The 25,246-nt window shown below is 58.5% G+C and carries 27 protein-coding genes and 1 tRNA gene; 13 read left to right on the forward strand and 15 right to left on the reverse strand.

The window, feature by feature from the left end; genetic code table 11:
- Nucleotides 1-29: 29 nt before the first annotated feature.
- A complete protein-coding gene (locus KZH41_RS04925; protein ID WP_242154240.1) occupies nt 30-665 on the forward strand; it encodes a LysE family transporter in 636 nt (211 codons plus the stop codon).
- Between the two features lie 44 nt (nt 666-709).
- A complete protein-coding gene (gene ddlA, locus KZH41_RS04930; RefSeq protein WP_094948867.1) occupies nt 710-1,804 on the forward strand; it encodes a D-alanine--D-alanine ligase in 1,095 nt (364 codons plus the stop codon).
- A 101-nt stretch (nt 1,805-1,905) separates the two neighbouring features.
- Here the strand turns inward: ddlA and pgeF are convergent, their stop codons facing one another.
- From pgeF to KZH41_RS04965, 7 genes are all read right to left on the reverse strand, one after another.
- Nucleotides 1,906-2,628, reverse strand: a complete 723-nt coding sequence (gene pgeF, locus KZH41_RS04935) for a peptidoglycan editing factor PgeF (protein WP_263274468.1) — start codon at nt 2,626-2,628, stop codon at nt 1,906-1,908.
- 23 nt (nt 2,629-2,651) lie between these two features.
- The gene (ggt, locus tag KZH41_RS04940; protein WP_263274469.1) at nt 2,652-4,481 is read right to left on the reverse strand and encodes a gamma-glutamyltransferase; all 1,830 of its coding nucleotides are present in this window, start codon (nt 4,479-4,481) and stop codon (nt 2,652-2,654) included.
- 36 nt (nt 4,482-4,517) lie between these two features.
- Nucleotides 4,518-5,297 carry a PhzF family phenazine biosynthesis protein gene (locus KZH41_RS04945; protein WP_094948870.1) on the reverse strand — a complete coding sequence of 260 codons (780 nt, stop codon included), beginning with the start codon at nt 5,295-5,297 and terminating at the stop codon, nt 4,518-4,520.
- A 101-nt stretch (nt 5,298-5,398) separates the two neighbouring features.
- Nucleotides 5,399-6,232, reverse strand: coding sequence for a DMT family transporter (locus tag KZH41_RS04950; protein ID WP_263274470.1), 834 nt, complete (start codon nt 6,230-6,232; stop codon nt 5,399-5,401).
- The gene (locus tag KZH41_RS04955) at nt 6,229-6,795 is read right to left on the reverse strand and encodes a GNAT family N-acetyltransferase (protein WP_263274471.1); all 567 of its coding nucleotides are present in this window, start codon (nt 6,793-6,795) and stop codon (nt 6,229-6,231) included. The genes KZH41_RS04950 and KZH41_RS04955 overlap by 4 nt, the downstream gene beginning before the upstream one ends.
- A gap of 95 nt (nt 6,796-6,890) precedes the next feature.
- Nucleotides 6,891-6,967: transfer RNA gene (locus tag KZH41_RS04960), tRNA-Met, on the reverse strand.
- A gap of 473 nt (nt 6,968-7,440) precedes the next feature.
- A complete protein-coding gene (locus KZH41_RS04965) occupies nt 7,441-7,992 on the reverse strand; it encodes an RNA polymerase sigma factor (protein ID WP_263274472.1) in 552 nt (183 codons plus the stop codon).
- 262 nt (nt 7,993-8,254) lie between these two features.
- On the opposite strand from KZH41_RS04965, the gene KZH41_RS04970 reads away from it, so the two are divergent.
- Genes KZH41_RS04970 through sctU form a run of 11 tightly spaced genes read left to right on the forward strand, consistent with a single transcriptional unit; the run spans nt 8,255 to nt 18,364 of the window.
- Nucleotides 8,255-9,310, forward strand: coding sequence for a TyeA family type III secretion system gatekeeper subunit (locus tag KZH41_RS04970; RefSeq protein WP_242154250.1), 1,056 nt, complete (start codon nt 8,255-8,257; stop codon nt 9,308-9,310).
- Entirely contained in the window at nt 9,307-11,400 is a 2,094-nt protein-coding gene (gene sctV / locus KZH41_RS04975; RefSeq protein WP_263274473.1) for a type III secretion system export apparatus subunit SctV, read from the forward strand. Before KZH41_RS04970 ends, sctV begins: the two co-directional genes overlap by 4 nt.
- 37 nt (nt 11,401-11,437) lie before the next feature.
- Complete coding sequence (locus tag KZH41_RS04980) at nt 11,438-12,331, forward strand: FHA domain-containing protein (RefSeq protein ID WP_263274474.1); 894 nt, start codon at nt 11,438-11,440, stop codon at nt 12,329-12,331.
- Nucleotides 12,332-12,339: 8 nt separating this feature from the next.
- On the forward strand, nt 12,340-13,686 hold the full coding sequence (locus KZH41_RS04985) for a FliI/YscN family ATPase (RefSeq protein WP_218193652.1): 1,347 nt from the start codon (nt 12,340-12,342) through the stop codon (nt 13,684-13,686).
- Nucleotides 13,673-14,110, forward strand: coding sequence for a YscO family type III secretion system apparatus protein (locus tag KZH41_RS04990; RefSeq protein ID WP_263274475.1), 438 nt, complete (start codon nt 13,673-13,675; stop codon nt 14,108-14,110). Before KZH41_RS04985 ends, KZH41_RS04990 begins: the two co-directional genes overlap by 14 nt.
- 10 nt (nt 14,111-14,120) lie before the next feature.
- Nucleotides 14,121-14,540 (forward strand): type III secretion system HrpP C-terminal domain-containing protein, encoded by a 420-nt coding sequence (locus KZH41_RS04995; protein WP_263274476.1) that lies wholly within the window; start codon nt 14,121-14,123, stop codon nt 14,538-14,540.
- Nucleotides 14,537-15,550: a FliM/FliN family flagellar motor switch protein gene (locus tag KZH41_RS05000; RefSeq protein WP_094948880.1), complete on the forward strand. Its 1,014-nt coding sequence runs from the start codon at nt 14,537-14,539 to the stop codon at nt 15,548-15,550. Before KZH41_RS04995 ends, KZH41_RS05000 begins: the two co-directional genes overlap by 4 nt.
- The gene (sctR, locus tag KZH41_RS05005; RefSeq protein WP_242154258.1) at nt 15,547-16,200 is read left to right on the forward strand and encodes a type III secretion system export apparatus subunit SctR; all 654 of its coding nucleotides are present in this window, start codon (nt 15,547-15,549) and stop codon (nt 16,198-16,200) included. Before KZH41_RS05000 ends, sctR begins: the two co-directional genes overlap by 4 nt.
- 7 nt (nt 16,201-16,207) lie before the next feature.
- Nucleotides 16,208-16,471: a type III secretion system export apparatus subunit SctS gene (gene sctS, locus KZH41_RS05010; protein ID WP_003208363.1), complete on the forward strand. Its 264-nt coding sequence runs from the start codon at nt 16,208-16,210 to the stop codon at nt 16,469-16,471.
- 10 nt (nt 16,472-16,481) lie between these two features.
- Entirely contained in the window at nt 16,482-17,270 is a 789-nt protein-coding gene (gene sctT, locus KZH41_RS05015; protein WP_094948883.1) for a type III secretion system export apparatus subunit SctT, read from the forward strand.
- Entirely contained in the window at nt 17,267-18,364 is a 1,098-nt protein-coding gene (gene sctU, locus KZH41_RS05020) for a type III secretion system export apparatus subunit SctU (RefSeq protein WP_263274477.1), read from the forward strand. Before sctT ends, sctU begins: the two co-directional genes overlap by 4 nt.
- A gap of 104 nt (nt 18,365-18,468) precedes the next feature.
- On the opposite strand, the gene hrpT is transcribed toward sctU, so the two are convergent.
- The 8 genes from hrpT to KZH41_RS05060 all read right to left on the reverse strand — a co-directional run bounded on the left by hrpT (nt 18,469) and on the right by KZH41_RS05060 (nt 25,042).
- Nucleotides 18,469-18,672, reverse strand: coding sequence for an HrpT family type III secretion system protein (gene hrpT, locus KZH41_RS05025; protein ID WP_094948885.1), 204 nt, complete (start codon nt 18,670-18,672; stop codon nt 18,469-18,471).
- On the reverse strand, nt 18,669-20,795 hold the full coding sequence (gene sctC / locus KZH41_RS05030) for a type III secretion system outer membrane ring subunit SctC (protein ID WP_094948886.1): 2,127 nt from the start codon (nt 20,793-20,795) through the stop codon (nt 18,669-18,671). Before sctC ends, hrpT begins: the two co-directional genes overlap by 4 nt.
- A gap of 289 nt (nt 20,796-21,084) precedes the next feature.
- On the reverse strand, nt 21,085-21,318 hold the full coding sequence (locus tag KZH41_RS05035; protein WP_094948887.1) for a hypothetical protein: 234 nt from the start codon (nt 21,316-21,318) through the stop codon (nt 21,085-21,087).
- Nucleotides 21,319-21,408: 90 nt separating this feature from the next.
- Nucleotides 21,409-22,014, reverse strand: coding sequence for a type III secretion system stator protein SctL (sctL, locus tag KZH41_RS05040; protein WP_242154265.1), 606 nt, complete (start codon nt 22,012-22,014; stop codon nt 21,409-21,411).
- Nucleotides 21,992-22,573, reverse strand: a complete 582-nt coding sequence (locus tag KZH41_RS05045; RefSeq protein WP_263274478.1) for a type III secretion protein — start codon at nt 22,571-22,573, stop codon at nt 21,992-21,994. Before KZH41_RS05045 ends, sctL begins: the two co-directional genes overlap by 23 nt.
- Nucleotides 22,566-23,351, reverse strand: coding sequence for a type III secretion system inner membrane ring lipoprotein SctJ (gene sctJ / locus KZH41_RS05050; protein WP_094948890.1), 786 nt, complete (start codon nt 23,349-23,351; stop codon nt 22,566-22,568). The genes KZH41_RS05045 and sctJ overlap by 8 nt, the downstream gene beginning before the upstream one ends.
- A 4-nt stretch (nt 23,352-23,355) precedes the next feature.
- Nucleotides 23,356-23,721, reverse strand: coding sequence for a hypothetical protein (locus KZH41_RS05055; RefSeq protein WP_094948891.1), 366 nt, complete (start codon nt 23,719-23,721; stop codon nt 23,356-23,358).
- Nucleotides 23,722-24,127: 406 nt separating this feature from the next.
- Nucleotides 24,128-25,042, reverse strand: a complete 915-nt coding sequence (locus KZH41_RS05060) for a sigma 54-interacting transcriptional regulator (protein WP_094948892.1) — start codon at nt 25,040-25,042, stop codon at nt 24,128-24,130.
- Nucleotides 25,043-25,246: the final 204 nt, after the last annotated feature.

The following is a 25,246-nucleotide window of genomic DNA, read 5'->3' on the forward strand; positions in this document are numbered from 1 at the left end:
GTTTAACCACTGACGAAGAGGGACGCCCCATGCTGTTCTCCGACTTGCCGTACGCAGCACCGTTGCTGTCGCTGGGGCTGCTTTGGGCTGTCGCGGTGGTGACGCCGGGGCCGAACTTCTTCAACACTGCCCAACTGGCGGCGAGTTGCTCGCGTCGTCATGGCGTGGTGGCGTCCGCCGGGGTGGCCACGGGCACGGTGATATGGGGGCTGGCAGGCGGCTTGGGCATCAAGTCGCTGTTCACCGCTGCGCCCATGCTCTATCTGGCCTTCAAGATCATCGGCGGCTGCTACCTGATCTACCTGGGGCTGAAACTGTTCAAGCGTTCGGCTCCTATCAATCAAGCCGCATTGCCTGACGAGCCCCAGCGCTCGCTGTTCTCTGCCTGGCGCTTCGGTTTGCTGGGCAACTTGTCCAACCCCAAGGCCGCACTGTTCGTTGCCACGGCCTTCGCCTCGACCATGCCGCCGTCACCGTCGCCAACGTTGTTGGCGCTGGCGGTCATCACCATGACCACCTTGTCGTTCAGCTGGTACACCAGCGTAGCCCTGGTGTTTTCCAGCGAGCGCATGGCCAATCTTTACAGCCGTTCACGCAAGTGGCTCGACCGGTTTGCCGGTGGCTGCTACCTGTTGTTTGGCGCACATCTGGTAGCGAATCGCTGACCGCTCATGGTAAGAAGCCTTACTTTCAATAGTGAGGCCGAGTCATGAGCAAGGTGCGGGTAGGTATTATTTTTGGTGGCCGTTCGGCCGAGCACGAAGTCTCGCTGCAATCGGCGCGCAATATTGTCGATGCGCTGGACCGTTCGCGCTTCGAGCCCGTGCTAATCGGCATCGACAAGGCCGGCCACTGGCACCTCAACGACACCTCGAACTTCCTGATCAACCAGGAAAACCCGGCGCTGATCGCCCTCAACCAGTCCAACCGCGAACTGGCGGTGGTGCCGGGCAAGGCCAGCCAGCAAGTGGTGGAAACCTCGGGCCAGGGCCTGCTGCAACACATCGATGTAATCTTCCCTATCGTCCACGGCACCCTCGGTGAAGACGGCTGCCTGCAAGGCCTGCTGCGCATGGCCGACCTGCCTTTCGTCGGCTCCGACGTACTGGGTTCGGCCGTGTGCATGGACAAGGACATCAGCAAACGCCTGCTGCGCGATGCCGGCATTGCCGTCACCCCGTTCATCACGCTGACCCGTGGCAACGCGGCGCGCACCTCCTTTGAGGCTGCGGCGAACAAACTCGGTTTGCCGATGTTCGTCAAACCCGCCAATCAGGGTTCCTCGGTGGGCGTGAGCAAAGTCGCCGACGCCGCCGAGTACCACGCCGCCGTCGAGCTGGCCCTGGGCTTTGATGAAAAAGTGCTGGTGGAATCCGCCGTTCAAGGCCGCGAAATTGAATGTGCCGTGCTCGGCAACGACAACCCCATCGCAAGCGGCTGCGGCGAAATCGTGGTGAGCAACGGCTTCTATTCCTACGACAGTAAATACATCGACGACCAGGCCGCCCAAGTGGTGGTGCCGGCCGATATCAGCGTTGAGGCCAGCGAGCGTATTCGCCAACTCGCCATCGAAGCGTTTGAGGTGTTGGGTTGCGCCGGGCTGGCGCGGGTCGACGTGTTTCTCACCGACGACGGCGAAGTGCTGATTAACGAAATTAACTCACTGCCTGGCTTCACTCGCATCAGCATGTACCCCAAGCTGTGGCAGGCGGCGGGGATGAGTTACAGCGAGCTGGTAAGCCGGTTGATTGAGCTGGCGCTGGAGCGGCATGCGGGGCGGAAGGGGTTGAAGATAAGCCGCTGATTGTTGTGGCGCGCTACCTTTTGTAGCGCGCGACTTACTGTGGCAAGCTCGCTCGCCACAGTAAGCCGGTTAGCCTGCCAGCCATAGGGGACAGAGGCTCTTTAGGTTTTGCGAGCAATCCACGAATAGATCAACGTCTTCGCCTCCTCCGGGTGATGCGTCCTCCTGCGGTAGCTGGCGAAGGACGGTGATGTGCAGTAAGTGCACATCTCACTGACTTCGATCTGCTCACGCTTAACTCCCGCCGCTTGCAGCAGCATCATCCCGTATCCACTCAAATCAAACCACGCACTTCCCGTCTGCCGCGCATGCGGCGGTGCAATCTGCGGCGCCAGCCGTGGCGCCGGCTGCTCGAAGCACCACGGCGCCTGTCCGTCACGCCACAAGTGGCCTTGGTCCGTCTGAAACTGGGCGATAAACCCTTCGCTCACCTCGTAACAGCACGGCTTGATCGACGGCCCGATAGCGACCTGCAACTGGTCAACGGCAATGCCCTCGGCGGTAAATTGCTGCACGGCGTTGGCGATAATTCCGCTTTGCAACCCCTTCCAGCCGCCATGCACGGCGGCAACCATTTCACCACTTTTCGCGGCAATAAGAATGGGCAAGCAATCAGCGGTAATCACTGCGATTGGCGGGTGCGCGCGAGTGAGCACGCCATCGGCCTCAACGGTATTGGCCACCTGATCAGGCTGCCATTCGATCACCGTCGCACTGTGCACCTGCTTGCAGATGAACACCTCATCCGGTCGCAATGGATCATCGATCGAACAAAAACCGTGGTCGACGCCGGGGAGGGCGCCGAGATTGTTTGCCTGTTGCAAGGGGCTCTCTGCGCTCAATAAAGTCAGTCGCCGACCGCTTCGCCTTCACGCCGAGGATCCGCGCCGCCGCTCAGCGACACCTTACCCTGAGCATCGCGTGTGCGAACAATGGCCTGGATGCCGCTGGTCATATCGATCTCACTCAACGCATGGCCCTTGTCCCTCAGTGCCTGTTTCAACTCAGGGCTGAACAACCCTGCTTCCAGCTCGGTCGCACCGTTGCGGCTACCAAAGTTGGGCAGGCTGATGGCCGCTTGCGGGTCGAGCTTCCAATCGAGCATCGCCACCAGGGATTTGCTCACGTACTCAATGATCTGCGAGCCGCCCGGTGAGCCCACGGTGGCCAGCAACTCGCCGCTCTTGCGGTCGAACACCAAGGTCGGTGCCATGGCCGAGCGTGGGCGTTTGCCGGGCTCGACGCGGTTGGCCACCGGCTGGCCGTTTTCTTCAGGGATGAACGAGAAGTCGGTCATCTGGTTGTTGAGCAAAAAGCCCTGGACCATCACATGCGAACCGAATGCCGCTTCCACCGTGGTGGTCATCGACACAGCGCCGCCCAGGTCATCCACCGCCACCACTTGCGAGGTGGAGATGCGCAACGGCGAGCGGTCCGGCGCGTAGGCCACCTGAATGCCCACAGGCTGGCCTGGTTTGGCGATGCCCATGCTGCGTTCGCCGATCAGCGCAGCGCGCTTGGCCAGGTAGTCTGGAGCGACGAGGCCGGCGGTCGGCACCGGCACGAAGTCGGCATCGGCCACGTACAGCCCACGGTCGGCGAACGCCAGGCGACCCGCCTCGGCAAGCAGGTGCACGGCTTCGGGTGTGGGTTCAAGCCCTGCGGGCGATGCGCTTTTAATCGGTTTCATCGGCGCTATGGCCTGGCGTGGGGCGCGGGCTTCCACTGCCTGCAATGTGCCGAGGATCTGTGCGATTGCAATCCCACCCGACGACGGCGGTGGCATGCCGCACACCTGATACTGCTTGTAGTCGGTGCACAGCGGCGTGCGTTCCTTGGCGGTGTAGGCCTTGAGGTCGGCCTGTGACAGGCTGCCCGCATTGCGGTTGCCTTGGACCTTACGCGCGATCTCATCAGCAATCGGCCCGTGATACAGCGCGTCCGGTCCTTCCTTGGCGATGCGCTTGAACACAGCGGCCAGCGCCGGGTTTTTCAACAGGGTGCCGGTGGCTTTAGGCGTGCCGTCGGCATTCAGAAAATACGCCGCCATCTCGGGTGATTGCGCGATGTAACGGTCAGCCGCGATCAACGCGTGCAGGCGCGGCGAAATCGCGAAGCCTTGCTCCGACAAACGAATCGCCGGTTCAAACAGCTTGGCCCATTGCAGGTGCCCGGTCTTCTTGTGCGCCATTTCCAGCGCACGCAATACCCCCGGTGTGCCGACCGACCGCCCGCCAATCTGCGCCTCGGGAAACGCCATCGGCGTGCCGTCCGCTTTTAGGAACAAGCGCTCAGTTGCGCCGGCTGGGGCGGTTTCGCGGCCGTCATAGGCGTGCACTTTTTTGCCATCCCACAGCATGATGAACGCGCCGCCGCCAATGCCGGAAGACTGCGGCTCCACCAGCGTCAGTACGGCCTGCATGGCAATCGCTGCATCAATTGCCGAGCCGCCTTGGCGCAACATCTCGCGCCCGGCTTCGGCGGCCAGTGGGTTGGCGGCGGCGGCCATATGGCGCTCGGCGTGGCGGGTGTTGAGGTCGGTGCGGTAACCCGAGCCCAACTCCGGTGCCGGCGGCTGTTCATTGACGGGGGTGTGACAGCCGGCCAGGGCGAGGGCTGCGGCTATCACTGACAGTTGACGGCGGGAAATCAAAAACACGCGCTGAACTCCGTTCATTTTGAGAATGATCTGTTGTCCTTGGGGTGGTACTTTTTACAGGTAAATCACGCCTTGCAGGTAGAGCACCGCATGGCCCGAGATGATCACGCGGTCGCCCTTGAGCTCGCAACGCAGTTGCCCACGGCGCTTGCCGCCCTGTTCAGCAGTCAATTGCGACTTGCCCAAACGCTCAGCCCAGAAAGGTGCCAGCGAGGTGTGTGCGGAGCCGGTGACCGGGTCTTCATCGACGCCCACGTTCGGGCCGAACCAGCGCGAAACAAAATCAAACTGCGTGCTTTTGGCCGTCACCGCGATCCCGCGTTTGGGCAGGCCCTTGAGGCGCGCGAAGTCTGGCGTCAGGGCGGCGATTTGAGCCTCATCGTCGACCAGCACGATGTAGTCATCGGTGGCAAACACCTCGGCGTGCTCAATCCCTAATGCGCTCAACAGTCCACTGGGCGGCTCGCAGCGCTGAGGCTGTTTAGCCGGGAAATCCATCGCCAGTTCGTCGCCATTGCGCGTCACGCGAAGCTCGCCGCTGCGGGTGGCAAAGCGCAACACTTCAGGTGCGTCCGCCAGTTGATGAATCAGCACCCACGCCGCTGCCAACGTGGCATGGCCGCACAGGTCCACTTCGACTTGCGGGGTGAACCAGCGCAACTCATAGAAATCGCCACGGGGCACGAAATAGGCGGTTTCGGAGAGGTTGTTTTCCGCGGCGATGTCTTGCAGTTGTGCGTCGGGCAGCCACTCGGTCAGCGGGCAGACGGCTGCCGGGTTGCCACCGAAAGGATGTTGGCTGAAAGCGTCGACTTGGTAGATGTCCAATTTCATCGGGGGCACTCCGTCTTGTGGAGGCTGGACACTAACAGTGGGTCAGGAGGGCGTCAAAATACAGATACGCAGTTTTTTTGAGCGCACGCCCCCTGGCCTGCTCAGCCCAGGCGCAACAGCATCGCCCCGGCGGCAATGACACATGCGGCAACAATGCGAGCGCGGGTCAGATGCTCTTTCAGCACCCATGCCGAAATCCCCACGCCGAACAGGATCGACGTTTCCCGCAGCGCTGAAACGGTGGCGATGGGGGCAGGGGTCATGGCCCAAAGCGCCAGACCATAAGACGCTATCGTGCCCACACCGCCGACGATGCCCAGGCGCCAGTTACGGCTTACGTAGTCACGGAACACGCCGCGCCGGGCCGCTAAAGCCCATGCGGCAAGCGGAATGCCGGTCAGCAGGAAGATCCACAGTGTATAGGCCACCGGCGCGCCGGACTTGCGCACGCCCAAGCCGTCGATAAGGGTGTAGCTGGCGATCACCCCCGCGTTGATCAGCGCCAGAATCAAGCCTTTTCGCTGTCCTGATAACGGCGCTACAGCCATGCTCAAGATGCCCAGAGAGATCACCGCAATGCCGAGCCAGGCAAATGCCGACAATGGCTCCGCCAACACAAACACACTCACCGTCGCCACCACCAACGGCGCGGTGCCGCGCATGATCGGGTAGGTCTGGCTCATGTCGGCAATGCGGTATGTCGAGGCGACCAGCACGAAATACAGCACTTGGAGAATCACCGACGTGCCGATGAACGGCCAGCTTTCTGGCGCCGGCAGCGCCAGAAACGGGATGGCCGCCAACGCGATCAACGAGGCGACGGACGCAATCAGGCAGGTGGTCAACAGCTTGTCGACGCCACCTTTGACCACGGCATTCCAGGTGGCGTGGAGCGCGGCGCCCAGCATGATAATGGCGAATACGTGGAGGCTCATGAGGCGTGGCTTGCGCCGTTGATCAGCGCCGTCAGCACATGGTCCGCCCACACGCCATTGATCTTGAGATAGGCCCGCGCCTCACCCTCGCGCTCAAACCCTAGCCGTTTGAGCAGACGCGCACTGCGTTCATTTTCAGGCCGGTAGTTGGCCATGATTCGATGCAGTTTCATGTCATCGAACACATGGGCAATCGCGGCTTTCAGCGCTTCGTGCATCAGCCCCTGGCCCTGGGCAGATTCGTCGAGCGCGTAGCCCAAGTGACAGGCTTCAAATGCACCGCGCACGACGTTGGTGAAGTTGCAGACGCCGATGACTGTGCCGTCGTGCAGTATCAGCAGATGCAGCGCTTCGCCGCTGGCGGTTTTCTCGGCCATGGTTTGGAGGCGTTGGGTGATGGCGTCGAGTTCGAAGAAGTCATCGCCGTGCGTGGGTTCCCAGGGTTGAAGGTAAGCGCGGTTTCGCAGCAGATACGTTTGCAGGGCGCCAGCGTGAGACGGGCGAGCGGCTTGCAGCGACAGCCGTTCGGTGGTGATGCCGTGGGTGGGGAAGTGGGGGTTCACGTATCGCCTCCTTGTGGTTGGGGGCGAGTATGCCTCAGGGCTTTTCTTCAGGCATAAAAAAACGGCCTACCTTTCGGTAAGCCGTTTTTAGTACTTGGTGGCTACACAGGGACTTGAACCCCGGACCCCAGCATTATGAATGCTATGCTCTAACCAACTGAGCTATGTAGCCAAGTGGCGCGCATTATTCGCGTAGAACGGGAATGCGTCAAGCGTTTATTTTGAATTTTTATCTACGCTTTCAACTGTTTAACCGAAAATGCCGGGTCTGGCGACGAGTGGCTCGGGGATTTTCACGTCTCTGGGCTACACAAAAAACGCCTGTGGGAGCGGGCTTGACTGCGATTATGGTGGGTCAGCCGATGACGAGGTTGAATGTGCCGCCGTCATCGCAGGCAAGCCCGCTCCCACATTTGATCGGTGTTTAGCGTTACTGCGCGCGTGGTTGCGGGTGATCGCAGCAGTCGAGGCGTTGGCTGAGGTGCTGCGGATCAGGGGGAGAGGTAGAGCTGGGTATCTTCAACGCTGAGGTTTTCGTTGACGACGAGGCAGTCGGGCAGTTGGCGATCTAGTTGCCGCGCGTGCGCAGGTGTAATTCGGTTGGGCAGATATCCCTGCCGCCCAACGATTACCCTTTAGAGCGCCTTACGGTTGCGGCGGGTTGTGCGTGACGCGCTTGAGGTGTTCACGCGCCCGTGACAGGCGTGAGCGAACGGTGCCGATAGGGATGTCCAATACGTCGGCTGTGTCCTGGTAGCTGCCGTCGGTTTCCAGCGAGGCGTACAGCGTCTTGCGCATTTCTGCCGGCAGGTGGTCGATGGCCGTCAGGGTTTTTTCCAGCCGGCGGTTGATCTCGAACTCCCAATCCAGGTTGTTGTTTTCCTCCTGGCCATGCCACAGCGATTCATCGAATTCGCAATGCACCGGTTTGGCATACAGGCGCCGAAAATGGTTGCGGACCAGGTTCTGCGCAATGCCGCACATCCAGGTGCTGAGGGTTGCCTGTCCACTGAAACGCTCCCTGTTGCGCCAAGCTTCCAGGTAGGTCAGTTGTAGGATGTCGTCTGCATCTTCTTGGTTGAGCACGCGTTTGTGGATGAAGCGCCGAAGTTTTTTTTGTTGATCGTCTGTCAGGTGAAGCATGAATTGAGGCGAGCTGCCAACGAGGTGGGCTAAAGCTTCAATAGGGATATTCATGATTTTTTCCTCAGGGTAGACGCTATCGAAATGTTTACGATGCGAACCCCTTTTGCACTGGCTGTGCCAAAGGAAAAAAACTCTCAACTTTCTGATTTATATAAATAAATATATTGAAATGAAGCGTTTTTGCGCAGTAATTTGCAAAATGCGCTGATGATTTGTGCCGGTCTTTTCAAAAGTGTCGAAAGTCGAGTTTTGATGGAACCGTATCGGCAGGCCTCGCCACATAGGGACACACTCTTCCCTTCTTGGCATGCTTATGAAAGTCGAATCCCTTCAAGATGCGCCCTCTACCCAGCGCCTGGATCAACCCGCCGCTGCGCCTGTCTCGCCGCCCACCTCAGCGAAAGTCGATGAGCTTGCTCCGTTCTTCGACCAGGAAGTGATTGCCAGCAATCGGGCCTCGCGGTTGATGCCTATACACGTTCCGCCCGCCGAGCAGCTTGCTCAACTTTATGATCAGTTGGGCCATCCGGCCCAGGAATCCTTGGCGGCTATTTCTCGTCGGTTCAGGCACCAATTGCAGCACCATCCCAGTGTCGACAAGCTGCTGGAGCTTGCCGAGGGGGACCCCGCTCGTGCGTTCGTGGTGCTCAAGCATTTGGAGGCCCAGGCGAACAATGAAGTACGCCTCTCCGACGCTACCTTGGCGCGGGATGCGGTTGCCCTGCTGACGGTCAGCTTCAAAGGGGAAATCCAGGCGGGCCTTAAAATTGCCACGGCGTTGACGCAGGCCGGTGGTGATCCGCAGGAGCGCCAAGCGCTGCGGGCGCTCTACTACTCAAGCGTGGCCACCCGCCAGTCCCTGGTGACAATGATGCAGGCCTTGCTAGGTGTGTACGGTGGCGATACGTTTTCCGCCAGGCTCAGTAGCATGCGTAAAGCCTTGGCTGACGACATTGCGGTCCTCGTGTCGTCAATGACCACGCCGCGGTTGCGCACTTTGTTGCTGGCCCTGCAGAGCTGTGGGAAGTTGGGCTCCGTGTTGTCCGACTGCCAGGCGTTGATCCAGCGCCTGGGCATAAGCCATGACTCCGTGAGCCTTTTGCAGCGCCTGCTGGGGTATGCCGGCAGCGGTATCGATGCGGGTGAAATCCTGCGACTTGGGCATGATCTGGGCAGTGGCCTGACCATTCGGCAAGTGGTACTCCTCAACGCGCTTTACCCGATGATTCGGGAGTTGCCGTTGGCCTTGTGGCCCGACAGTCGCGTACGCCAGGGGGCCCTGGACAGCTTTTTGGCGGTGATGGGCGAACTGGACCGCGTCGAGCGCGGCCCCCTGAAGTTTGCCGGTGACCTGGGGACGCTGGCGTGACTGCACTGTCGGCCATCAACAACGTCTTGCTCAAAGTGGCACAGCGTGCCGAAGTGCTGGGCGCGGTGGTGGTCCTGGGCATTGTGTTTATCTTTATCGTCCCGCTGCCGACCTGGCTGGTGGACATCCTGATTGCGGTCAACATTTGCATATCGTGCCTGTTGATCGTGCTGGCGCTTTATTTGCCAGGGCCTTTGGCGTTTTCATCGTTTCCTTCGATTCTGCTGCTGACCACCATGTTTCGTCTGGCGCTGTCGATCGCCACTACGCGGCTGATCCTGTTGGAACAGGACGCTGGTGACATCGTAGAGGCGTTCGGCAATTTCGTGGTGGGCGGCAACCTGGCGGTGGGGATGGTGATCTTTATGATCCTGACCTTGGTCAACTTCCTGGTGATCACCAAGGGCTCGGAGCGGGTCGCCGAGGTAGCGGCGCGGTTCAGCCTGGATGCGATGCCGGGCAAACAGATGTCCATCGACAGTGACCTGCGTGCCGGCCTGATCGATGGTATGCAAGCGCGGGACAAACGTGAGCAATTGTCCCGCGAGAGCCAGTTGTTCGGCGCCATGGACGGGGCCATGAAGTTCGTCAAGGGCGACGCCGTCGCCGGTTTGATTATCGTCGTGGTCAACCTGTTGGGTGGTTTCACCACTGGTATGTTTCAACACGACTTGAGCGCTGCCGAGTCGATACGACTGTATTCGGTACTGACCATCGGTGATGGCTTGATTGCGCAGATTCCTGCACTGCTGATCTCCCTGACTGCCGGCATGATCATCACCCGCGTGGCGCCAGATGGGCGCAGGGGTATCACTAACATGGGCGCGGAAATCGCCCGGCAAATGACCAGTGAGCCCAAGAGCTGGATGATTGCATCGGTAGGGATGCTCGCGTTTGCAATAGTGCCCGGCATGCCCACGATGGTTTTTATTCTGCTCTCGGCTGTAACCGGCTCCCTGGGTTATTACTTGATGCGCCAACGTCAGCGAGCGGAAAAGCCCGCTGATGAGGCTGCCGAAGCCGTCCGGCCCGAAGAGAACGGGGAAGAGGACTTGCGCGGGTTCGATCCATCGCGGCCTTACCTGTTGCAGTTTCCCCCTGCCTTGCGAGGGACTCCCGAGGTTACGGATCTTATTCACGGAATCCGCCAGGCACGAAATTCGCTCGTCGCCAATATCGGCCTGACATTGCCGCCGTTCGAAGTCGAACTCGATGATTCACTGGCCGCCGATGAAATGCGTTTCTGCGTGCATGAAGTACCGATGGTCAAGGCATCGGTTGTCACCTACCTGGCCGTCGAGCGTAAGGCGCTGACGGTTGAGCCTGAGCACGCAATACGAGGGCTGGCCGAGCGTGATGAACAGGACTGGCTCTGGCTGGCACCTGATGACCCTCTGCTTGATGACCCGCAGCTGGAGCGCTTTACCGCCACGAGCCTGATCATCGACCGTATGAGACAGGCGATGATGCTCAGCGGACCGCAGTTCCTGGGCATTCAGGAAAGCAAGGCGATCCTCGGTTGGCTTGAGCACAACCAGTCGGAACTGGTGCAGGAGCTGCAACGCATCATGCCGCTCTCGCGGTTTTCAGCGGTGTTGCAACGCTTGGCCAGTGAAGGTGTTCCGCTGCGTGCCGTGCGGCTGATTGTGGAGTCGCTGATCGAGTACGGCCAGCATGAGCGTGAACCCGATGCCCTCGCCGACTATGCACGCATTGCCCTCAAGGCGCAGATCTTCCACCAGTACAGCGAGGAAGATGGCCTGCATGCCTGGTTGCTGTCGCCTCATACCGAGAACATCTTGCGCGAAGCGTTGCGTCAGACCCAGACCGGTGTGTTCTTTGCACTGGATAACGAAAGCAGCGCCGCATTGATCAACCTCCTCAACCAGGCCTTTACCTTACGCGCCAAGAGCAAGAGCGTGATGTTGGTGGCGCAGGACCTTCGCAGCCCCTTGCGCACCTTGCTGCTGGAAGAGTTCAACCATGTGCCGGTGCTGTCCTTTGCTGAGTTGGGAAGCACGTCCAAGGTGAAAGTATTAGGGCGCTTCGATCTTGGTCAAGATGAGCTGATGCGGGGTGCCGCGGCATGAATCGTCAGCCAGGTTCAACGCACGGGAGGGCTCGATAATGTTTGAGTTACGGGTGCTCAATGGTCTGAACCAGGGCGCTGCATTGCCGCTGTTTGGTGAGCAGTGGAGCATCGGTGCTCACCCTGACGCTGACCTGATGCTGAATGATCCGGGCATTGCCGAGCATCACGCGCGGTTACGACTGATCGACTCAAACTGGTCGGTGCAGGCCGAGGCCGGGCTGCTGCACGGCGATGAAGGACAAGTGCTGGCACAGATCGCGAGCCTGGCACTGAACGTACCGTTTTCAGTCGGAGCTATCCGACTGTGCGTCACCTTGGCCGATCAACCATGGCCTGAAGTACCCGCTCCAACACCCTCACCGCGCACTACTGAAGCGCCGCGGGCGCTGCAGTTATCGTCGATCCCGCACACGCAGCAAAAACGACTGATCAGCGTAGTGCTGGTGGTTGCAATCATCGTCGCAGTGGTAGGCATAGCCTCCTCGGTGGAGCGTGGGGCACAGGCCTCGTTGATGCCTCCCGTAGTAACCAAACACGAGCTGGCCACGCCGTTTGAAGTGCGCCAGCAGTTGGTGAAGATGCTCAGTGAGCGTGAGTTGGGCCAACGGGTCAGCTTGCAGGTGATCAATGGGCAAGTCGCGCTTAACGGCGACGTTTCCCAGGACGATGTGGAACTGGTGTCGCGCATGCTCAGCCGTTTTGGTGAGCTGTTTGACAGCGCGGTGCCAGTGATCAGCCGCGTACGTGTACGCGACGGAGCCCTGCCGTTCAAGATTGTTCAAATCGTCGGTGGGCCCAATGGCCATGTCGTGCTGGACGAGGGTAGCCGGGTGTTCGTCGGTGATGAAGTGGACGGCTTGCGCCTGGTGCAGATCGACAATAGCAAGGTGGTTTTCGATGGCGCGCAGCGTTACGAGGTGCGTTGGTGAACGAGCAAATGCAGGCGCGTCTTGATGCCTGGCAGGAGCGCCAGACGCAGGCGCTGGCCAACCTGATGCCGGTGACCATGCGCGGGCGCGTCCAACGCGTCAACGGCATGCTGTTGCAGTGCCGATTGCCCAGCGCGCGTATCGGTGACTTGTGCCAGGTTGAAAAGTCTGCCGACGAATACATGCTGGCTGAGATCATCGGTTTCGATCAGCAGGATGCCGTACTCAGTGCCTTGGGCAACCTTGAAGGGATACGCGTGGGTGCCAGTGTGCAGCGCCTGGGGGTGTCGCATCGGGTACGGGTCAGTGATGAGCTGTTGGGCCAGGTGCTGGATGGTTTCGGGCGGCCGATTACCGGCGTTGGCCCAAGCGCCTTCGTCGACACCGACGGCCCGGATGCGAGCATGGTGTTGTGTGAGGCGCCGTTGCCGACCGAGCGGCCGAGGATCAATCGGGCCCTGGCGACCGGCGTGCGCTCGATCGATGGTTTGCTGACGCTTGGCGAGGGCCAGCGTGTGGGCCTGTTTGCCGGTGCAGGTTGTGGCAAGACCACGTTGCTGGCGGAGATTGCCCGTAACGTGGAGTGCGATGTGATTGTGTTTGGTTTGATCGGCGAGCGTGGTCGGGAACTACGGGAGTTTCTCGACCATGAACTGGACGATCAATTGCGGGCCAAGGCCGTGCTGGTGTGTGCGACGTCCGACCGTTCAAGCATGGAGCGCGCCCGTGCAGCGTTCACCGCCACGGCGCTGGCTGAGGGCTATCGGCGTAAGGGTAAACGGGTGCTGCTGCTGATCGACTCCTTGACGCGTTTTGCCCGCGCTCAAAGAGAAATCGGCCTGGCGGCCGGTGAACCCCTGGGCCGCGGCGGCTTGCCGCCATCGGTGTACAGCTTGTTGCCGCGGTTGGTGGAACGTGCCGGGTTGACCCGCGACGGCGTTATCACCGCGATCTACACGGTACTCATCGAACAGGACTCGATGAGTGACCCCGTGGCTGACGAGGTTCGCTCGTTGCTCGACGGCCATATTGTGTTGTCCCGCAAGCTAGCAGAGCGCGGTCACTATCCAGCGGTTGATGTGCTGGCCAGCCTTTCGCGGATTTTGAGCAACGTCGCCACGCCTGAGCATATCCAGGCGGGCACGGGGCTGCGCCGCCTACTGTCGGCGTACCAGCAGATCGAGCTGATGCTGAAGCTGGGCGAGTACCAGGCCGGCAGCGATGCGCTGACTGACTTGGCGGTGGACAGCCGTTCTGCAGTGGATGGCTTTTTGCGCCAGGACTTGCGTGAGCCTTCACCGATGGAGACGACCTTGGATCAACTGACGGAGCTGACCGCCTATGTTCCTTTCTGAGTTGGAAACCCTGAGGCGTCTGCGCAAACACCGGGCGGACAGGGCCGAGCGCGCATTGGGTGAGGCTAAAAGGCAGCAACGGGCGTTGCAGTTGCAAGTTGAGCAGGCGCAGCAGGCCCTTGAGCAAACGCGTGTGCAGGAAGCTCAAGAAACTGCGCAGCTATTGAGCAAGCATCAAGGGCAAGTGCTCTCGTTTAGGGAACTCAAATCGTGGAGTGCCCAGGAGCGCACGTTGTCCGCCAGTACGCAGCGCGAAGAGGCGCAGTTGCATGAATTACACGGGCAGCGGAAGCAGCAAGTGGTGCACGTCGACAGTATGCAAATACAGGCCACCCGATACTTGCGCGAGGTTGAAAAACTCTCGGAATTATCCCAGTTACTGGTGCAGGAGAGTCATGAAACGATTACCTGTGAGCAGGTTTAACCGGCCCCGTATGCGTGAGACAAGGGAAGATCGTGAGGCCGGGGTTGAGGCCGTGGTGCCCTGGGTCCATGTGCAGTTATTCACCCAAATTTTCGCCAAGGATGATGGCCAAGGTGGTTACGCTTCCCGCTTGCCTGCGAAGAGTGCGGCGGCGGATAAAGTAATGCTCGAGGCATTGACGGAGCAGTTGGCGCTTCGCGTTCAGGGCGTCACGCAATGGCCATTGCTGGCGGTGCTTTACGTGCCACGGCTGGGGCGGATCAACGCCAGTGTCCAACGGCAGCCTGGCGCCTGGAACATCGAGCTGGAAGCCGAAGAACAACACACAGCGAATTGGCTCGGCACGGTGAAAAAGCGCTATCAGGACAGGCTGGTCGAGGCGTTGGGGCAGCCTGTCGATATCCACATCAAAAGCGCGGGCCCCGCATGATCATGTCCGCTTTGACACCGCCATTGGTTGAGGGCGCAAGGGTTGCGGCGTTGCATCGACTGGGGCGCGGGTTACGCATGCCGTTCCACGTGGGCGATCAAGAGGGGGCATTTGTGCTCGAACCCGGTCGCGCGCCTGAAGGGGTAAGCCCTTTGTGTGTCGAGAGTGCCCTCGGTGTGCTGGCGTTCTCGGAGCCCAATGCGATGTTCAGCCTGATGGGCGAATGCCCGGTAACCCTGGCAGAGGTTGGCAACGACCCGAAGTCCTGGTTCTGGGAATTGTTCCAGCATCACCTCAGCCCGCAGGTGCGGGCGTTGTTCGGTTATCTGCGCGTGCTGCCGGCGCCTGAAAAGTTGGGCTTTGGTTGCCGTTTTACCGTGATGTTGGGGCCGTCCAAGGTCGCAGGTTACCTGTGGCTGGCCCCGCAAAGCTTGCTGGCGATGTGTGCGGCTGGCGCTTGGCGGTCGACGGCCAGCCCATTACCTGCATCGTTTCCGCTGGCAATAGCCGTGACGTTGGGCCGCTTGAGTTTGCCCATTGCGCAATTGCGTGGCGTACGTGCGGGTGACGTGCTGATGCTTGAACGCGCCTTTTTTGATGTACAGGGCCGTGGTCATTTGAGTATCGGCAGTCAACGGCTGCAAGGGCGTATTGACGATGAGTCCGGTCCGTTATGCCTGAACCTTATTGCGATAGAGGAAGCGTCCATGGACGAAGAGTTTTTAATAGAAGAAGTCCCGGGGCCTGAATTTGATCAACCGGTGGAGGATGTTTTCGGCCGGGAGCTCTTTGATGACTTGAGTATGGCGCTGACAGTGCGCTGTGGTGTCCTGAACCTGACCCTGGGCGAACTGCGCAATCTTGCTCCCGGTGCGGTGTTGGGCATCAGCGGGTATGCCCCGGGCGTGGCCGGCCTGTATTACGGTGAACGGCCTATTGGCCAGGGGCAGTTGGTGGAAGTCGATGGACGTCTTGGCTTGAAATTGTCTCGCGTGGTGTTCTCCCGATGATACTCCAGGGCGTTGACCCGATTGTAATTGCGCTGTTTTTCGCGGCGCTGTCGTTGCTGCCGATGCTGTTGATCATTTGCACGGCGTTCTTGAAGATCGTCATTGTGCTGATGATCACCCGCAACGCCATCGGCGTTCAGCAAGTGCCTCCGAACATGGCTATCAACGGAATAGCGCTGGCCGCTACCCTGTTTATCATGGCCCCCATGGGTTACCAGATCGCCGAGAACCTAAAGGGGGCGCCCCTGGACATGAGCAATGTTCAGACGGTTCAAGCGACTGGCCTTGTGGCTATAGAGCCGCTACGTGCGTTTATGAAACGCAACACTGATCCGGATGTGTTGACCCACATGCATGAAAACAGCGTGCGCTTGTGGCCACCGGAAATGGCGCAAAGCACCCAGCGCGACGACCTGATCCTGCTAATCCCCTCCTTTGTGTTGTCGCAGGTGCAGGCGGGGTTTGAGATCGGCTTCCTGATCTACATTCCGTTCATCGTCATCGATTTGATTGTGTCCAACCTGCTCTTGGCGTTGGGGATGCAAATGGTCTCGCCCGCGACCATTGCCCTGCCGCTCAAATTGCTGCTGTTCGTGATGGTCTCCGGATGGTCGCGGTTGCTCGACAGTCTTTTCCTTTCATACCTTTGAGTAGCCCATGGAACCGATCGTGCTTTTCAAGCAGGGCATGCTGCTGGTGGTGGTGTTGTCGGCACCGCCGCTGATCGTAGCGGTGGTCGTCGGCGTGCTGACGTCCCTGGTTCAAGCCCTGATGCAGATACAGGACCAGACGTTGCCCTTTGGCATCAAGCTGGTCGCGGTGGGTATCACACTGATATTGACGGGACGCTGGATCGGCGTGGAGCTGATTCAACTGATCAACCTGATGTTCGACATGATCGCCCGCTCGGCGCTGAACTGAGGGCCTGCACGTGCTGCCTTATCTTGACTATCTGCCAAGCCTGCTGGTGGCCATGGCGAGGATCTACCCCTGTGCCATTCTGGTGCCGGCGTTCTGCTTCCAACATATACGCGGCATGCCTCGGCACGTCATCGTGATGGTCATGGCATTCATTCCGGCGCCAGGTATCCATGCTGTACTGGTGGACCAGGACTACTCCGCGCTGATGATCATCGGCCTGATATTCAAGGAGGCCGCTTTGGGCATTTTGCTGGGTGTCCTGTTGGCTATGCCTTTTTGGATGTTCGAGTCAGTCGGCGCGCTGTTGGATAACCAGCGTGGCGCCCTGGCGGGTGGTCAGCTCAACCCTTCACTGGGGCCGGACGCAACGCCCATCGGGCATCTGTTCAAGCAGTTGGTGATTTACTTGTTGATCGCTGTCCTGGGTTTGAGCGTGCTTACCCAAGTGATCTGGGACAGTTATTTGATCTGGCCGGCCACGGCCTGGGTGCCGCTGCCGGCAGTCAATGGTTTCAGTACGTTCCTTGGCATACTCGGCGATACCTTTACCCACATGATGCTTTACGTTGCGCCCTTTATTGCCGTGTTGTTATTTCTGGAGTTCGGTATCGCACTACTGGGGGTCTACAGTCAGCAATTACAGGTGAGCACGTTGGCACCACCGCTCAAAAGTCTGGCGGGTATCGGTATTCTGTTGTTGTACTTTGCGTTGCTGCAGGACCTGATCGTCGGGCGCTTGAACCTACTGGGTGACCTCAAGCACTCACTCGGAGTGATGTTCCAGGTCTCGACGCCATGAGTGACTCCGGTGAAAAGAAGCACCCGGCGTCTGCCAAGAAACTGCGCGATCAACGCAAAAAAGGCCAGGTTTCCCAAAGCCAGGATGTCAGCAAGTTGCTGGCGCTGACAGCGATCAGCGAGGTTGCTTTGTTCACCGCCGAAACGAGCTTGCAACGCTTTCAGCAACTGATGGTGTTGCCGATGTCGAGCATGGCTCAGCCCTTCACTCGAGCGCTGGAGGAGGTGCTGTTTGAAGGGTTGTTGATGTTTTTCTCGTTCGCCCTGTTGATGGTTGGGATGGCCATTGCCGCGAAGCTGATCAGCAGCTGGATGCAGTTCGGGTTCCTGTTTGCGCCAGAGACCTTGAAGCTGGATTTCAATCGTCTCAACCCTCTCAAGCAGCTCAAGCAGATGTTCTCCGCCCAATCGGTCATGAATCTGTTGATGAGCATTACCAAGGCGGTGCTGTTAGGGGTGGTTTTGTACGTGGTCATCAGGCCTTCATTGGGCACATTGATTAACTTGGCCAACAGCGACCTGCAAACCTACATCCTTGCGCTGATCATTCTGTTCCGCCACTTGCTGCATACCTGCCTGGGGCTATTGCTGGTGTTGGCGCTCATTGACCTGACGATGCAAAAGCACTTCTTCGCCAAGCGCATGCGCATGACCCAAGTCGAGGTGGTTAAAGAGTACAAGGATATGGAGGGTGACCCCCATGTGAAGGGGCAGCGCCGCGCGTTGGCGCAGCAATTGGCCCAGGAGGAACCGAAGGTCAAATTGCCCAAGCTGGAGGAAGCCGACATGCTGGTGGTCAACCCGACACACTTTGCTGTCGCCTTGTATTACCGCCCCGGTAAGACGCCGCTGCCGATGTTGATCAACAAAGGCACGGACGACGGGGCACGTGAATTGATTCGGCAGGCGAAGGCTGCCGAGGTTCCGGTGATTCAGTGTGTATGGCTGGCCCGCACGCTCTACACGAACAAACTGGGAACAAGCATCCCTCGCGAAACCTTGCAGGCGGTGGCGCTGATCTATCGCACATTGCGTGAGCTTGATGATGAAGCCAAGCGCGAAACCCTGGAGTTGCCGGAGCTTGAGCAGCGCTGATCGGTGCCAGGTGTATACCGCAAGCAAGAACGGGTGAGCAGCAATGCTGCTCACCCGTTAGCCCAGGAACACCTGGTGTTGATCGTTGAGAAGTAACCGAAGGTTCAGCGTTCCAGCGAGATCGTTTGGTAGTCCGCCCGTTCACCGGAGGGCCCTGGCTCGACGCGCATCTGCGGTGGCCACCAGATCACCATTTTATCCTTGGTCGCTTGCGGGCGTGAGCAGGAGTCGCCTCTGCAGGTGGGGCTGCAGCCGGCGATGAGCAGCACGGTGCTGATCAGGGTGAGGCACAACAAACGGCGTTTCATGGCTTGGCCTTTTGAGCGGGAGTGATCAAGGAGGGACGGGGCACGCCGATGTGTTCATCCTTCACCACCGGACGCATGGCGATAAATACCTCGGCTTCTTCACCCGGTTTAAGCCACGCACGCGGCCACACGGTGACGGCCAAGGTTTGCGAATTGCTGCACTCCTTTTCGTCGATCCGCACCGTGCGCTTGAACTGGTTACGCAGCACTATCACCGCCACATTGAACTGCGGGCCGGCATACCACTGGCTGCGTTCGGTGTTCATTGCCAGTAGATCGCGGGTGTTGCACAAGGTGCCCAGGCCCAGCGGCATGGGGGCCGCCTTGAATGCCAGGGGAACCTCCCCGCTGACGAGATGCGCCAGGGTGCTGGTGATGTCACTGCGTTTGATGACCGGCTCGTGTGCGGCATAACGCCTGGCCAGTGGCTTGAGTGCGGCTTGCAGCTCTGCCTGGTCGTCCTGCGGCAAATAACGTGAAGGGTCAGCTTGGTCACCGATCACGCGTGGCGTCAGGATAAACAGGCGTTCGCGCCGGTTGTTCTTGCGTTCGGTGGAGGAGAACAACGCCTTGCCCAACAGCGGTATATCCCCCAACAGGGGAATCTTGTTGCGCTTGTCGGTGCTTTCGGTGACATGGAACCCACCGATCACCAGCGAGCGCTGTTCCGCCATGACCGCCTGGGTACTGACATTGCCCCGGCGTACATCCGGGCCTTTGCGATCCGGGTTTGACTCGTCGAAGTTTCCGTCTTCGATATCGACCAAAAGGTGAACCTGATGGGTGCCTCGGGTGGTAATCACCCTCGGTACCACCTGTAGGCTGGTACCGACAGTGATGGGCAGGATGCTCGCAACCTCTGTGCCTGCCGTCAGGTATTGGGTGCGGTTGAAATCAATCACTGACGGCTGGTTTTCCAGGGTGAGGACCGACGGGTTGGACACCATGGTTGCCAGGCCACGTTGCTCCAGTGCGCGTATCTTGGCAAAGAAAAGATCACGGTTTGTGATCGACAGCTGCGATGAACTCCCAGGCGATATTCTCGTGTCGCTACTGAAGTGACTGTTGCCCCAGTTGACCCCGAATTCGCGCAATTGGGTGCGCTCTATATCGAGGATGATTGCGTCGATCTCCACCATTTTTCGCGCCACGTCGAGCTGGGCAATCAGCTCGCGGTACATCGCCTGCCGTTCCGGAATGTCATAGATCAATACGGCGTTGTTGCGCACATCGGCTTCGACGCGGATTCTGCCGGCAGACACCGGCGCTCGCGGGGTGAGTGTCGCGCCGGTTTCCAACTGCCCCTGGTTCGCTGTCTGTCCAAGCATTTGCCCCAATAGTGGGTTGTTCAACCGGGGAAAGTTGGGTGTGATGGGAGAGGGCTGTGAGCGGCTTGGTGGCGTGGTCGAAAGGGAGGAGGCGGACCGAGGCTCCAATAACCCACGCAGCATGCTGGTAACGCCTGGGATGGTGATTTTGTCGCCGCGATAATCGATCTGGCGATCCCCTGCGTTGGCGAATTTCAGCGGGTAGCTGAGCACGCTCTGCTTTTCGTCGGGTGTTTTACGCTGGCTGCTGAATTGCTTGATCTGTTCGATGTAGCGCTTGGGGCCAGAGACCAGCACAACTCCATCATCAGGCAGTTCACCCCAGCCGAAACGGCTATCGAGCAAGCCGATATCGAGCAGCGCTCGCTTAAGGTCGGCGACGGTCTCGGCAGAAACTTCCAGGCGCGCGGACTCTTGCAGGTCGAGGGTGCTGATATAGAGGGTGTTGTTGTACAAGTACCACTGGAAACGGTGTTCTACCGCCAGCCTGTCGAGCATTGACTGGGGAGTATTGGCGCGTATCTTGCCATTGACGATCCCGTCCAGGAGGCCGTCCACTTGCAGTTGGGTGCCAAACGTCTGAGCGAAGTCCTCCAGTACATCGCGTAGGGGCTTATGCTCGGCTTCATAGGCATAGGCCGTGTTTTTCCATTCGGAGGGGATAGCGGCGAGGGTGCTGTGCAGCGGCGCCAACAACAAGGGCAGCGCGAGCACACAACGCCAGTGAGCGCGTTTTGCCAGAGCAGCGGGCGAGTTTAAACGCAAGCTGGTGTGCTTGTTGATCTTGCTATACATGACTGGTTCTCTGTTTCAGTGCGGTAGCTTACGTAGGGAAGTGGGCCGGAGTTTGCGCCCAGCCTTTATCAGGCGTGCAGTTACGCTGCGCCAGGTGTTACGTTGGTTGAGAGGTGCCTCAGGGGATTTCAGCGGGTGTTCCTGACCTGCAATCCCGTGCCGGCATTGCACCAACCAGAGATGGCCTATGTCTGGAGCCAAGGCAATGCTGACCTCATCGCCTGTTCAAACCGCAGAGTATTCTGCTCGCGGCTATTCAAACGCTCGGTCAGCTTTTGCTGGCCTGCCACTAGACGACATTGATACTCGACTTAATTGTTTCGTGCTTAAAGCTGAGGTAGGTCGAGCTCACGGCATAATTGTTAATAAGCTTGGCCTTTTCTTCATTCAGAAGCTCCAAGAACCTATTGGTGTCCTCGATCTCTCCGCTGTATGAACTATCGCTACCAATGCTTGCGATATCTTTTTCGGAGCGGGCTTGCTGCCTGTAGAAGCTATTGAGTACGCGAGTGTCACCATTCATCGCTTTACCTCCAGTGAGTTGTATCCCTGTGTGGCGCCAGATTGATGACCAGTTCCATCAACTGCCTGTTTTGTAAAAAAAGAAAAGCTTTTACCAAGAAAAGTTGTCACTTGATTTGGCCTGGGGTGGGATCGCCACCAGGTTGTCGAGGGCATGCGCCCAGTTGATGTGAAAGCCGCCATCTTCGGTCTCAAGCAACAGCGACTGTGCAGCACGCCCTTCTTCCACTCGAAGTGTCCATGGCACGCCACAGTGGAGGCTGAGCCATAGCTCGACATGTTCACGGTCCTGCGGGCTGCACATTAAGTGTGCCTCGACGGTCGGCAATTGCGCCTCCAACAGTTTATTGAGCAGTGCAGAGAGGCGTTGAGCGGGTACGGTGTCCTGCAAGAGGCTTCGGATGGCCGTGTTGATGACGCAGGTGGCGGCCTGTTCCAGGTTCTCGGCCATCGCCTGGCGTTCTGACTCCCAGCGCTGCAGTTGGGCATTGGCGAGTTGCCAGAACTCGTCACTGGCACTTTCAAGTATCGTCTCGCATTGCGCCTGGGCCTGGCTTATGAGTACCTGCGCCTGGGTTTCGGCGTGTTCAAGCAATTGCCGGGCCTGGGTGTAGTCAGAAAGCATTTCCCTGGGAATCAGGGCCGTCGGCAGATTATGGGCGAGGGGGTTCAGCTCAATCTTGTGGGCGCAAAACATGGTCGGACTTCTCGTTTGGGGCGTGTGGCGCGTCGCCGACTGCGGTAGAGGTTGCGCGCCAAATAGTGGCTTTCCACAGGGTATCCAACCGACCATGCGTGTCCGCCAATTCAGGATGCTGCTCCACCTCAAGCACCGTTGGTCGAGCAAAGCTCAAGCGTAGTCGGCGCCAGATTTCGGGGGAAACCCACGCGCGCAGAGCGTGCAAGGGGTCTTCGATGCCCACCGGTATTGAGCTAGGTGGCAGTGCCTTGGCCAGGCGCTGGCACCATAGCCGCTGATCTTGATTCAACCGGCTGTCGTGGCGCGCGTTGTACACCTCACTGACCAGTGTCAATACCAGGTCTCGTTGTTGGGCGCTGCTCAGTACCAGTTGGAGTAAGGCCGGCGACGTGAGAGGAGGAAGCTCGGGTTCGATGCCGAACAGGCTACTCACCCGGCTATGATGGCTGTATGAGAGCGCTGTGGTATCGACAAAGCCCGTTTGCGTTAGCCAGTCGATATGGGCGTTTTTCCATGGAAACGCCCACCATCTTATCCAGCTGAGATCTTCACTCATGAGCGTTTGCTATCGCCGGGGCGGGTGCGGGTGTAAGCGTTTTCCTGCGTCGCCAGAACATCCAGGCAATGCCTCCCAGCGGGAGGATAGCCAGGGGCGCTATGAAGCTGGCGCGCCAGAAGCCAAGGTCCTGCTCTGGCACCAGAAAAGGGCCGAGATAGGAAAGTTGTCGCTGCTCGGTGTAGGCCGCGGCGGGTACAAAGATGACGGTCAGTTTTGTGGTGTTGTCCAGGGCTGAGGCCATGCCCGGAATGCTGCTGGCCACCATCCTGCGCACGCGCGGGTTAATATTGTCTGGTTCCAGTCGCGGGTCGTGCTTGATGAATACCGAGGCGGAGGCCGGCTGTACCGGCTCACCTGGCGCTACGCGCTCAGGCAGTACCACGTGAACCCGCGCGACGATAACACCATCTATGTTTGACAGCGTCGATTCCAGTTCCTGGGACAGGGCGTAAATATAGCGTGCGCGCTCTTCCAGTGGCGTGGAGATGACACCTTCTTTGCGAAAGATATCCCCCAGTGTCGAGCGGGCTGTTCTGGGCAGCCCCGCGGCGTCCAGGGTACGGACAGCCCGACTGATGTCACTGGACTTGACGCGAACTGCGACGCCATCTTTTCCTGGAATCTTCTGGGCACGTATTTGCTTGTCTGCCAGTTCCGCGACGACTTCATTGGCTTCCTGCTCAGAAATATTGCGATGAAGTTCTACGCTGTCACCACAGCCAGACAGCATCAACACCGATGATAAGAGCACTAGGGTGGACAGATGACGGAGCATGCATCTAGCCCATGCTTGAAATTTTATCGATGCCTTTTGCGAGAGCGCTAATGACCTTGACACGTGACGTCAATTCAATGTGCGCTTCGGCGAGCAATTGGGGGAACTCATTTGCCTCCGTGGTCTTCTTGTTCTGACTCGCGTCCCGAAATGCTTTGGATACGCGTCTGGATAACGTAGCCGACTCGGTAGAACCCCATGAAAAAGAGGGTGATGCCATGGCGGGAACGATTCCTTTGCCGGAGTGTTCGGTCTGGCTCACTTGAGCGTTAAAAAAATTGATGTCAGACGTTCGGTTGATCGCGGCAGGCATTTCAGCCTGAGGGGTAATGTTTTCGTTTACAGCGAAACCTTTGTTGGTGATGTACATTGGAACCTCTATCGATTGTTACGCCTGCAATGACAGTGAAAACCTCCTCGGCCTGTCAAGCAGAGGAGGCTGGCATTTTTTAACCGAACCGGATCTTGCCACAACGAGCGGCCGCCGCAGTACACTTCTCATTTTCGATACCGCGCCTGGTCTCTTCTACGAGTTCTAGTCTTTTTTGGTTATCGAGTTGGTTAATTTGAGCTTGGGTTGATGAGGCGTTGCTGCCGGAGACTTGAGACATAGGCCACCTATTTGAGTGAGAAATAATGACTGTCAGCTATTGTTAGCTGCCTGTGGTGTAATGAGCAACTTGTAGGTTGCTCATTTGTTGTGTGGCCAAAGGAAGTGAAAGCGTTCCATATTCGTTGTGTTTTTTTTCTCACCTCTCCAGAATGCTCGTTAGTTGTTATATTGCGAGTTGTTTCATGCGGTAGTAAAGAGTGCGCTTGGCGACCTTCAGCTCAATTGCCACGTTATCGACACAGTGGTCGTTACGTCGCAGCGACTCTTCAATCAGGGCTTTTTCAATTTGCTGCAGGCGAGCCTTCAGGCTCATTTCGCTGTCCTGTGGTTTGCCCTTGGGAGTTGAGAGCGCTGGCAGACCTAGCACAAACCGCTTGGCCGTCGAACGCAATTCGCGGATATTGCCCAGCCAGGAGTGGCACAGCAATTGTTGCAATAACCCACCAGGCGGGGTCGGGGCAGGGCATTTGAAGTGGTCGGCTTCTTGCTGGACCATCGTCAGGAACAGCGGAATGATCCTTTCTCGCTGGTCGCGCAGAGCTGGAAGCTCGAGGCTGACCACATTCAGACGAAAGTACAGGTCGCGCCTGAAGGTGCCCTGTTCGACCATTTGGTGCAGCGACTGCTGGGCTGATGCAATAACGCGCATGTCTACCGGGATGAAGCGCGTTGAGCCCAGGCGCTCGACGCCACGCGACTCTAGCACTCGCAGCAATTTGGCTTGCAGGTTCAAGGGCATGCTGTCGATCTCATCGAGGTACAGGGTGCCCAGATGAGCGGCCTCGACAAACCCGGCCCGCGACTGCATGGCCCCGGTAAAGGCGCCGCTGTTGACGCCGAACAATTGGCTTTCAGCGAGGCTTTCGGGGATGGCCGCACAGTTCACCGCAACGAAGTTACCTTTTCGCCTCGACAAGCGATGAACCCGTTGGGCCAGCGTATCTTTGCCTGTACCGGTCTCGCCGAGTAGCAGGATGTCAATATTGAGTGATGCGGTGCTGTTAAGCGTGCTTTCAATGTCTGAACCTTCAATGATTGAAAGGTCCGTTTCAATTTCCCTGGGGTAGGAGTCCGACATCAAGTAGGTGCTCCATTATCACTGTGTATTTGTCAGGAAGCGGTCAGCAGAACGAGATTATAGATTTTATATGCTCATTTTTAAGTAGGAACTTGCGCGGATGGTGTAGGAAAAGTTAGATGGTTTTAGGGTTTATCTTTCCCAGGTTTTAATGCGGATATGCTTGTAGGGTTAATAAGAAAAGTCTTAAAGAATGAGATGTTT

This window comes from Pseudomonas sp. YeP6b, from assembly GCF_025642995.1.
GTDB lineage: Bacteria > Pseudomonadota > Gammaproteobacteria > Pseudomonadales > Pseudomonadaceae > Aquipseudomonas.

Bases quoted from the DNA above. Each gene is read 5' to 3' on its own strand.
- KZH41_RS04980 (WP_263274474.1), top strand. From the start codon at position 11,438: ATGTTTGAGTTACGGGTGCTCAATGGTCTGAACCAGGGCGCTGCATTG.
- sctL (WP_242154265.1), bottom strand. From the start codon at position 22,014: ATGTTTTGCGCCCACAAGATTGAGCTGAACCCCCTCGCCCATAATCTG.
- KZH41_RS04970 (WP_242154250.1), top strand. From the start codon at position 8,255: ATGAAAGTCGAATCCCTTCAAGATGCGCCCTCTACCCAGCGCCTGGAT.
- KZH41_RS04965 (WP_263274472.1), bottom strand. From the start codon at position 7,992: ATGAATATCCCTATTGAAGCTTTAGCCCACCTCGTTGGCAGCTCGCCT.
- sctC (WP_094948886.1), bottom strand. From the start codon at position 20,795: ATGTATAGCAAGATCAACAAGCACACCAGCTTGCGTTTAAACTCGCCC.
- KZH41_RS05045 (WP_263274478.1), bottom strand. From the start codon at position 22,573: ATGAGTGAAGATCTCAGCTGGATAAGATGGTGGGCGTTTCCATGGAAA.
- KZH41_RS04990 (WP_263274475.1), top strand. From the start codon at position 13,673: ATGTTCCTTTCTGAGTTGGAAACCCTGAGGCGTCTGCGCAAACACCGG.
- KZH41_RS04985 (WP_218193652.1), top strand. From the start codon at position 12,340: ATGCAGGCGCGTCTTGATGCCTGGCAGGAGCGCCAGACGCAGGCGCTG.
- sctR (WP_242154258.1), top strand. From the start codon at position 15,547: ATGATACTCCAGGGCGTTGACCCGATTGTAATTGCGCTGTTTTTCGCG.
- KZH41_RS05060 (WP_094948892.1), bottom strand. From the start codon at position 25,042: ATGTCGGACTCCTACCCCAGGGAAATTGAAACGGACCTTTCAATCATT.
- ddlA (WP_094948867.1), top strand. From the start codon at position 710: ATGAGCAAGGTGCGGGTAGGTATTATTTTTGGTGGCCGTTCGGCCGAG.
- KZH41_RS04950 (WP_263274470.1), bottom strand. From the start codon at position 6,232: ATGAGCCTCCACGTATTCGCCATTATCATGCTGGGCGCCGCGCTCCAC.
- sctJ (WP_094948890.1), bottom strand. From the start codon at position 23,351: ATGCTCCGTCATCTGTCCACCCTAGTGCTCTTATCATCGGTGTTGATG.
- KZH41_RS05035 (WP_094948887.1), bottom strand. From the start codon at position 21,318: ATGAATGGTGACACTCGCGTACTCAATAGCTTCTACAGGCAGCAAGCC.
- sctS (WP_003208363.1), top strand. From the start codon at position 16,208: ATGGAACCGATCGTGCTTTTCAAGCAGGGCATGCTGCTGGTGGTGGTG.
- KZH41_RS04995 (WP_263274476.1), top strand. From the start codon at position 14,121: ATGCGTGAGACAAGGGAAGATCGTGAGGCCGGGGTTGAGGCCGTGGTG.
- KZH41_RS04945 (WP_094948870.1), bottom strand. From the start codon at position 5,297: ATGAAATTGGACATCTACCAAGTCGACGCTTTCAGCCAACATCCTTTC.
- KZH41_RS05000 (WP_094948880.1), top strand. From the start codon at position 14,537: ATGATCATGTCCGCTTTGACACCGCCATTGGTTGAGGGCGCAAGGGTT.
- ggt (WP_263274469.1), bottom strand. From the start codon at position 4,481: ATGAACGGAGTTCAGCGCGTGTTTTTGATTTCCCGCCGTCAACTGTCA.
- hrpT (WP_094948885.1), bottom strand. From the start codon at position 18,672: ATGAAACGCCGTTTGTTGTGCCTCACCCTGATCAGCACCGTGCTGCTC.
- KZH41_RS04925 (WP_242154240.1), top strand. From the start codon at position 30: ATGCTGTTCTCCGACTTGCCGTACGCAGCACCGTTGCTGTCGCTGGGG.
- KZH41_RS05055 (WP_094948891.1), bottom strand. From the start codon at position 23,721: ATGTACATCACCAACAAAGGTTTCGCTGTAAACGAAAACATTACCCCT.
- sctU (WP_263274477.1), top strand. From the start codon at position 17,267: ATGAGTGACTCCGGTGAAAAGAAGCACCCGGCGTCTGCCAAGAAACTG.